10 protein-coding genes are annotated in these 8,598 nt (G+C 51.3%); 2 read left to right on the top strand and 8 right to left on the bottom strand.

Annotation, left to right across the window (positions count from 1 at the left end):
• Nucleotides 1-26: 26 nt before the first annotated feature.
• From WC370_10345 to WC370_10380, 8 genes are all read right to left on the bottom strand, one after another.
• A complete protein-coding gene (locus WC370_10345; GenBank protein MFA5309865.1) occupies nt 27-1,517 on the bottom strand; it encodes a hypothetical protein in 1,491 nt (496 codons plus the stop codon).
• A 17-nt stretch (nt 1,518-1,534) separates the two neighbouring features.
• Nucleotides 1,535-2,080, bottom strand: coding sequence for a hypothetical protein (locus tag WC370_10350; GenBank protein MFA5309866.1), 546 nt, complete (start codon nt 2,078-2,080; stop codon nt 1,535-1,537).
• A gap of 44 nt (nt 2,081-2,124) precedes the next feature.
• Nucleotides 2,125-3,345 carry a type II secretion system F family protein gene (locus WC370_10355; protein ID MFA5309867.1) on the bottom strand — a complete coding sequence of 407 codons (1,221 nt, stop codon included), beginning with the start codon at nt 3,343-3,345 and terminating at the stop codon, nt 2,125-2,127.
• A 30-nt stretch (nt 3,346-3,375) separates the two neighbouring features.
• A complete protein-coding gene (locus tag WC370_10360) occupies nt 3,376-5,088 on the bottom strand; it encodes an ATPase, T2SS/T4P/T4SS family (GenBank protein ID MFA5309868.1) in 1,713 nt (570 codons plus the stop codon).
• A gap of 36 nt (nt 5,089-5,124) precedes the next feature.
• On the bottom strand, nt 5,125-5,361 hold the full coding sequence (locus tag WC370_10365) for a helix-turn-helix domain-containing protein (GenBank protein ID MFA5309869.1): 237 nt from the start codon (nt 5,359-5,361) through the stop codon (nt 5,125-5,127).
• A 454-nt stretch (nt 5,362-5,815) separates the two neighbouring features.
• Nucleotides 5,816-6,244, bottom strand: coding sequence for a hypothetical protein (locus tag WC370_10370; GenBank protein ID MFA5309870.1), 429 nt, complete (start codon nt 6,242-6,244; stop codon nt 5,816-5,818).
• A gap of 36 nt (nt 6,245-6,280) precedes the next feature.
• Nucleotides 6,281-6,754, bottom strand: a complete 474-nt coding sequence (locus tag WC370_10375; protein ID MFA5309871.1) for a hypothetical protein — start codon at nt 6,752-6,754, stop codon at nt 6,281-6,283.
• Nucleotides 6,755-6,814: 60 nt separating this feature from the next.
• The gene (locus WC370_10380; GenBank protein ID MFA5309872.1) at nt 6,815-7,264 is read right to left on the bottom strand and encodes a hypothetical protein; all 450 of its coding nucleotides are present in this window, start codon (nt 7,262-7,264) and stop codon (nt 6,815-6,817) included.
• A gap of 412 nt (nt 7,265-7,676) precedes the next feature.
• On the opposite strand from WC370_10380, the gene WC370_10385 reads away from it, so the two are divergent.
• Together WC370_10385 and WC370_10390 are read left to right on the top strand one after the other, a co-directional pair.
• Entirely contained in the window at nt 7,677-8,132 is a 456-nt protein-coding gene (locus WC370_10385) for a hypothetical protein (GenBank protein ID MFA5309873.1), read from the top strand.
• A 47-nt stretch (nt 8,133-8,179) separates the two neighbouring features.
• Nucleotides 8,180-8,598, top strand: a 419-nt coding sequence (locus tag WC370_10390) for a hypothetical protein (protein MFA5309874.1), incomplete at its 3' end; no start/stop codon positions are given.

Here is an 8,598-nt window from a genome sequence, read left to right on the forward strand (position 1 = left end):
TTCCCCGCCTGTCTTTCCAATTTAATCTAGTTGCCGTTGAGATTGCCGGGGTCGTTAATCACTACCGTGAAGGGGTAATCCGTGCCGTTATCCGAATTGCCGATAGCCTCGATATTAAGCGTGCCGTAGCCTGTTTCCTGGAGCGACCTTATATATGTAATCACATCGAACGGGCTATCCACGATGCCGCTAACGCGGATGGTATCGCTGTCCATGGAAATCAGAGAGAAATCCGAGTTTTCCGGCAGGACCGAGGTAACGTCCTCCAGGTAGCCCGCGTTTTTCCCTTTGTTGCCGAGGATTTCACTGTATTCCGCCAGGGAGGTCTGGATATGGGCGTTAACGGAATTTATCTGGTCCCTCAGATCATTTTCTCTTGATTGCTGCCCCAGGGCCTGTACCAGAGTCTGGTCGGCCGTGTTTAGCTGGGCGTGCAGCTTGTCCAGGTCCGTATTGACCTGGTGCCTGGCGCTGATAACCGAGGTGATCACTACCACGATTATCACCAGAATGGCCGGGACGATGATATAGGCGATGGACAGGGTCTGAGGCTTCTTGTCATACGCCCCCAGCAGCATGTCCAGCTTGATATCACGGAAATCATGGCCGGCTTTCGCTTTATTTTTAAGTTTGCGCAGGGCCAGCCCTATGTTGGTGGCGTAGTTTTCCTCGATGAAAAGCCGGGGAGACTCTATCCAGGTAGCCAGGAACTCCACGGCACACCCGGTGGCGCTGCGCAGCTCTTCCAGGATATCTTCCTTGGCGCCTGTTTTCATGGCGTCGGCCAGGACCTCGCCGGTGACGAATATCGGTATATTGCTGCTGGAAGGCTCGTTGTTCTTCGTGCTGGAATTATAGGATATCAGCTTGGCAAGCTCGCTGGCGAAGAGGTTGTAATACCTGCCGCGGTTTGAGTCTTCCACCTCAATATCCACGTTGGCTATATGCATGTTTTTAACCTGCCCGCCCTGCACCAGCACCATATCCACGTAATCGTAGTCCAGCGAGACGATGATGGCATCCGATTGCGCGGCCGCCCTGGCCAGCGCCAGCGGGCGGATATCCAGCGACCAGTTGGTAATCCTGGCGAACTTGACCGTCTCTATAATGGAGTCGATATACTGGCGGTCCACGGCGATGGCGAAGTATTCTATGGCGTCCGGTTTGATGTTTACCGGCGCCCATGACAGGTAAAGGTTTTCCATGGGCACGGCGAATTCACCGGCCAGGTTATTGGTCATCGCTTCATGAATCTGTGTAGGCTTCATCTTGGGGAAGTCCATGACCCGGTAGGTATAGGGCAGGCCGGATACGGTGACAATAACGTTATTCTTGGGCACGGAGACGGAATGGAACAGGTTATCAATCACCTCTCCCACCCGCGGCGGGTCCACTATCCTGCCGTCCCTCACCAGCCCCGGCTCCAGAGGCAGCACTTCCCACTTAAAGATAGATTTACCTTTTATAGTAACGAGCTTGATGTTGCTGGACGAAATATGTATCGTTGTGAATATCATAGTGCTCCTTTAGCGCGCTAGTTCCTGGTGAATATGGCTATTTGCAGGTTGGCGGCATCCGGTTCATCGCCCGGGATGACGCCGCCGGTGATTTCCAGGCTGGAAATTATCAGGTTATCGTACTCCCCTGATTCCAGGCGGCTGATGAAATCAGCTATTTCCGCGTATTCTCCCTCCGCCCTTATTTGCAGGGTATAGACCATGTAATGGTCGCCGAAGGGAGACCAGTCCTCGGTCTGGAGCGGCACCGCCGTGACATTGCAGGACTCGGCCAGCTCCAGGATGTAATTAATCACCGTGGTGCTGTCCAAAGATGAAGGGATGGTTTTGCCCACTTCCTCCAGCTCTATTTGCAGCTGCGCCAGTCGGGATACCAGCTGGTCGTCCGGCTCCGGTATGGCGGCGATAGACTTGTTCACGGAGTCTATCTTGGTTACCAGTTCCGCTTTTTCCGTGTTGGAGGAATCCTTGACCCGGTCCTGCACCCAGCCGGAGCCCCAGAGTACAAAGACGATGAGGAGCAGCACGGTCACGGTGGCGATGATTATTCTTCTAGTTAACATTTACGGTGCCTCCAGGTAATGCCGAACGAAGGGCAATCATATTTTTATTTAAACGACCCCACCAGTGAATACATCGGGGTAATAATGCTGAGCGCCAGGCCGCCTACCACCAGCGCGATGCCGATGATGATGGCCGGCTCGATAATGGCCATAAAGGCTTTGATGCTATCGTCGATAGCTTTTTCATAGGCTAAAGATATATTGGTAAAAGCCAGGTTGATGTCACCGGTCCGCTCGCCGATAGCTATCTTTTCCAGGGAAACGCTGTCAAACAGGTTGGTGGAGCGCAGCGCCGAGGAAAGGGAACGCCCCTGGATTAATTGATTGCGCACCTGGAAGAGAATTTCACGGATGTAAAGGTTGCTCACGGTCTGGGCGCAGTGGTACATCACCACCGGCAAGGACAGACCCGCCCTGAGCAGCATGGACGCCATGTGCGTGTAGGTGAGCAGACTGGTGCGTAATATGGAGTCCCTGACGATAGGGATTTTTAACATAAAGCGGGTGAGGGCTATCTTGCCGCTCCGGGTACGCAGGTATAGGTAGATAGAAGCGACGACGATGAGCACCACCAGCAGGATGATGAACTTGTAATCAACCAGGAACCGGGAGAAGCCCATCGTAACCTTGGTAATCAGCGGGAGCTCGGTATTAAGCTGGCCGAACATGTCAACCAGCGTGGGCAATACGTTGGTTACCAGGAACCCGCCGATGATAAAAGCCAGGGTGAGCACGATGACGGGGTAGTTGAATATCTGGCGCAGGCGTTTCCTGGTATCAATCTGCTTGCTCAGGTAGTTGGCCAGATAGCCCAATCCCTGCTCCAGGTTGCCGGACTGCTCGCTGGCTTTGATAACCTCAAAATACGTTTCCGGGAAAATATTATTGTGTTTCTGTATGGCGCCGGAAAAGGAATTGCCGTTGCGGATCATGTTGATGATGTCAAAGACCACTTCTTTCATCCGTTTGTTGGCGGTCTGCTGCTGTATGAGCTGGAGCGCGCTGATAAGCGTGATGCCGGAGCTCAGCATATTGGATAAATCTAGGGAGAAGCTGACAATCTCCTTGTCTTTGATGGTTTGCAGCTTCAGCCCGAGCGACATTTTGGGGAGGAAGGTTTTTTTATCAGCGGACTGCAGCGTTAAAATGCGGTGATAGCCCAGTTTCAATACTGCCTGGGCGGCGGCGGCTTCCGAGGTGTTGGAAACCGTGCCCCTGACTATCTTTTTATCATCGGTGTAAGCGGTGTATTTATATACTCTCACGGACATTGCCTCCAGGGCGGATTTAGTGAACTATAGACCCACGGTATGCACACAGCGCATTATCTCCGTAACGGTGGTCAGGCCGTTCTTTACTTTCATCATGCCGTCCCGCTTCAGGGATTTCATGCCCTGGCTGAAAGCTATCTTTTTTATCTCGTCATGGGACGCATTTTTATGGATGGCGTTCCTGATTTCATCGGTCAGGACCAGCATTTCAAAGACGCCCGTCCTGCCCAGGAAGCCGGTATGGGCGCAGAAAGAACACCCGTTGCCGATGTAGCCCACCGGCGCTTTTTCCTTCATCTCTTCTTCATAGATGGCTTTTTCCTCCGCGGTCAGCGGCTTTTCCTTTTTACAATAGTTGCAGATGACGCGCGCCATCCTCTGAGAAATCACGGCAATCAGCGTGGAAGAAATGAGGAACGGGTCGATGCCCAAATCTATTAAACGGGTAATAATGCTTACCGCGTCATTGGCGTGGATGGAGGCCAGCAGCAGGTGCCCGGTCAGGGCGGCCTGCACGGCTATCCTGGCGGTTTCCTGGTCGCGGATTTCCCCGATGAGCACCACATCCGGGTCGCTGCGCAAAATCGCCCGCAGGCCGCTGGCATAGGTAACATCGGCCTTGGTGTTGACCTGCGTCTGGCTGATTTTGCTGAAGGTGTATTCAATCGGGTCTTCGATGGTGATGATGTTAAGCTGGTTTTTATCCAGGTGATTGATGCAGGAATAAAGAGAGGTGGTCTTGCCGGACCCGGTAGGGCCGCCGATGAGCATCATGCCGAAAGAGCTTTGTAATACGTCCTCCATCTGCGTCTGCATTTCCGGTAGCAGTCCCAGCCCGGTCAGGCCGTAAAGGTTCATGGACTTGTCCAGGATGCGCAGGGTGATTCTTTCGCCGCGGGCGGTGGAAAGGGTGGCGACGCGGATATCTATCTCTTTCTTGTCCACTTTGATGGAGAATTTCCCGTCCTGCGGCCGCCTTTTCTCCGCGATGTCCATCCCCGCCATGATTTTGATACGCGAAAGCAGCGAAGGATAGATGGACAGTGGCAGGGAAAACATGTCCGAAAGTATGCCGTCAATGCGGTAGCGAACGCGCAGGATATCATCCTGCGGCTCGAAGTGGATGTCCGAGGCTCGACTCTGCACGCCCTTTTTAATGGTCATGTTCACGGTATTTACTACCGGGGTATTTTCGTCATACTGCTGACTGTCCGAGGTTTTGAGCTCTTCATCGATAAGTATCTGGTTGATCTGTTTTTCAAATTCGGTATCGGACTTGTAATAGATATTGATGACGCGCTCGATTTCCTTGGGCATGGCCAGGTTGACCAGGACGCGCTTCTTGGCGATGGCCCTGATTTCCTGGATGTTGCGGATATCGTCCGGGTAAGCCATGGCGATGGTCAGCGTATCATCATTCACTTTCATGGGCAGCACCAGGTTTTTCCGGGCGAAGGCCTCATTGATAACGCGTATGGCGTCATAATCGATGACCTCGTCACTGAGGTCAACATAAGGTATCTTGTAGATATCCCTGAGGATTAATGACAAACTTTCCCAGGTCATTTTTCCCTGGTTGATAAGGATTTCCCCGAGGCGTCCGCCCTGTTTCTTCTGGAGCGCCAGGGCCTGCTCCAGGTCCGCTTTGGTAATCAAATCGTTTTCTACGAGCAAATCCCCGATTTTCTTGCGTTCCAGGTTCTTTTTTAAAATGTTTAAATCAAGTTCAGGTTCCATCAGTTTTCCTCAATTTCCAGATTACTTTTTCCGGTGTTAAGCCTCCGCCGCGCTATCGGCTATTGAATTGACCGAGTTCCTTTTATTGACCTCATTAATCAGGCGTTCCAGCTCTTTTTCATCGAACAGGCGCCAGCCCCGGCCGTCACGGTATTGCACTTCCGCGAAAGTATTATTGGCTACCCAGCGAAAGAAGGTGTTTTTAGATATCCCGGCAATGGAGCATGCTTCCGAGGTGCGGTAATACTTCTGGTTGTTGATAATTTGCGGCATGATGAACGTACTCCTGTGTATGCTTTGGTATACCCGTCTCAACCAAAGGATACCGTACCACCCATGTCAAAAAAATAAAATTCCCGTTAAAAAATATTAACAACCCGTAAATAATGGGCGCGCCGGGAGACCGGCGGAATGGGGTGGAAAGACTTTCGGGCGGTAAGGGGGAAAATAAAAAAGGGGAGGATATTAACAGGGAACAGGCGTCACAGAATGATTAAGGGCGGTTTATTTAGTAACGGGGTGGGGGGTAAAAAAGACAGCGGGGGCGGGTGAGTAAAGGGGAAACCCTGTGGTGGCGGCCGGCTACCGGCCGCCACGAGGAGGAGGGGCAGAGGAAAGGCGGGGAGCGCGAGGGCTGGCGGTAAGGAGGAGAAACCAAACCTTCGCGCCTGGGTTACGCCTTTTGCTCTGCCCCGGTAAATTCTTGTTGTAAAAAGGGTATTATCAGCTATTTTTTCTCTTCAGGTTTTTTCATCGGCGGCCATTTGCGGGTAAGCGATATCTCCAGGAAAGTAACCGGCCGGGCCGGGTCACATTTCTTGATAATCAGCGGGCAGTGCAGCAGACCCGGGGGAATAGAGACTACCGTGGTAGAGGTGATGCGATGCACTTCCCTTTCCTCGCCGAGGGTTATCTCTATTTCCGCGCCGAAATCGGTAATATCCTTGGGGTTGCCGCCGATAAAGCAGAGGAGCTCGTGGAATTCATGGGTATGGGGCATTTCAGCCTTGTACCTGGTATCCGCCAGGCAGTGATAGCCGATACATACATCGGCATCATACTCTCCATTATGAGAGACGATAGAAGTTCCGGTGTAGTGAGGTATCTTCACGAATGGGCCCTGAATCAGGTGCTTGCCGTATTTTGTTTTCGCCATATCCAATTCTCCTTACGTCAGCAGATTTTTGCGGTACTACTCGTTGCCGGAAGCGCGGGAATAATTGGTGCTGTTGCCCGCGGTGAAAAAGAACACCGGGCTATCGATGCGGCGGAAAATCAGGGGCAGGTGTTTCATGCCCCGGGGGACGAAGATGAGACAGGAGTAATCGATGATATATTTTTCGTCTTCCAGCCAGAACTCGATTTCACCATCGAACTTGCGCGGATTTTTAATATCGCCGGAAACGAACCCCAGCACCTCGTCGAAGTCATGGGTGTGGGCTATTTCCGTCTGGATGCCCTGGTTGCCGTGGGTCTGAATAATCCAGTGGCAGTCCAGGTAAAAAGCTCCGGGCAGTACCTTATCATTAAGCCCGAAAAGCGCGAAACCCTCGGTGTAGTTGCCGGCTTTCTTTTGTTCTTCCAGTCTTTTCATGAACTCGGCCGGCGGCGCCGGCGGCACGAACGGTTCCGTTACGATATATTTGGCGTATTTTCTGTCATCCATTTTGTACTGTCCTCTCTATAATTATTATTGTAAGAACGGCGCCGCCGGCCATTTCACCGCTTACGGTTTATTTTCAAGTTTTTTCAGCAAATCCGGCGGAATCTTGTAGGTGTCCGTTGGCCCGGTAGCGATATACCAGATAGGGGTATCGATTCTCTTGAAATTGATGGGGGCGTGTTTTACCCCGGCCGGGACAAAGACGGCGCAGCTTTTGGTGATGGTGTGTTTTTCGCCGTCAAGCCAGAATTCCACCTCACCGCCCAGGTCGCGCGGGTCCGCGTGGTTAGTCCCGAGGAATACCAGGTACTCGTCATAATCATGGGAGTGCTCATCCGGGGGGCTGCCCCGGCCGGTAACGCCCATGAAGCTGGCCGCCATAAAATAGTACGCGCCCTCGACGACTTCAGAATCGACATATATCGGGAATTTAACTAGAGACGAGTCGATATGATGCGTATCGCCCGGCTTCGGGTCTGTAACAAAATTATTATCGTATTTTGTTCTAGCCAATTTTCCCTCTCCTCTTTAATCCGGTGAATGATAGCATATTACCGATTGCCTGCGTTTATTATCCCGTAATAATATCAACCCCCCTTTCGGCTTATTTTAATTAACAAAAATTACTTATTTTTATCATTTATCCGGTTTATGCGGTACTATTTACTATTATTTCCCGGTGCGAACCAGCATGCGCCTACCCCGGTAAAACGTAATTTGTATTTTATTTTGATTGTCTATTATAATAGTGTTACTCTATGATAATATAGCGTTATGATAATATAATACAATCTTTATTATAATGTCAATATCCCTTAAAGGGAGGAGATAAAAAATATTATAAAGGAGGTGGTAATCTTTACCGGAAAATACCTGTCAAAGACCAATCGCGCGTATCTTCTATAATAATTAAAGGAGAAGGGAAATGGCTGAAACAAAATACGGAAAATATATTGTTTACGATGCGAAGTTACCTATGATGAAAAATGCGCCCCCTCATCCCGAGCCTCCTAAAGGGGAACAAAACGGCTCTATTGTTTTGTATGTTGATGATACAATAATAAAGGGAGCTTTCTACTTAAACTGCGCTCTGATATGGAGGGCGTCAGACCAGGGCAGCCCCGGCATCGTTCACGCGCATGACGACTACGATGAATACGTGGGGTTCCTGGGAAGCAACCCGGAAGACCCGCATGATTTGTGCGGAGAAGTAGAATTCTGGCTAGGCGATGAAAAGCATATGCTGACCAAGAGCTGCGCCGTCTTTATACCCAGGGGACTGCTGCATTGCCCCATATATTTCCGGAGGGTGGACCGGCCTATGTTCTATTTCAGCACCGCGCCCTCGGTAACCTATGGTAAAGACCTGCCCAAAAAGTAGTCGAGAAAAAATAGAGGAGTAGCCGGTTTAAGAAGGGAAAGCAAAAGATGATTAAAAAAGAATACGCGAATCTGGTAAAACCCATGTTAGTCAAGGACGCGCCCAAAGGGCTCTACGCCGAGCCCCGCATCTGGATGGAAGCCAAGGACCTGGAAGGCTTTGACGCCCACTTCTCCTTCGGCTTTGTGAAAAAGCCCGGTACTTTCCATCCCCTGGAAGGGTCTATCGTCCACCCCTATGATGAAATCCTGGTCTTCGAGAGCACCAACTCCAAAGATATCATGGACCTGAGCGCGGAAATCACCGTGGAGATGGGCGAGGAGCGGGAGCTGCTGGTCATCAACGAGCCTTCCTGCGTTATCGTGCCCAAGGGCACGCCCCACGGCCCGGTCACGGTCAGGCACCTGCACCGGGCTATCGCCCATTACACCATCGGCCTGGCCACCGCCTATAAAGCCACCGCCGC

The organism is Dehalococcoidales bacterium (assembly GCA_041652735.1).
GTDB lineage: Bacteria > Chloroflexota > Dehalococcoidia > Dehalococcoidales > RBG-16-60-22 > RBG-13-51-18.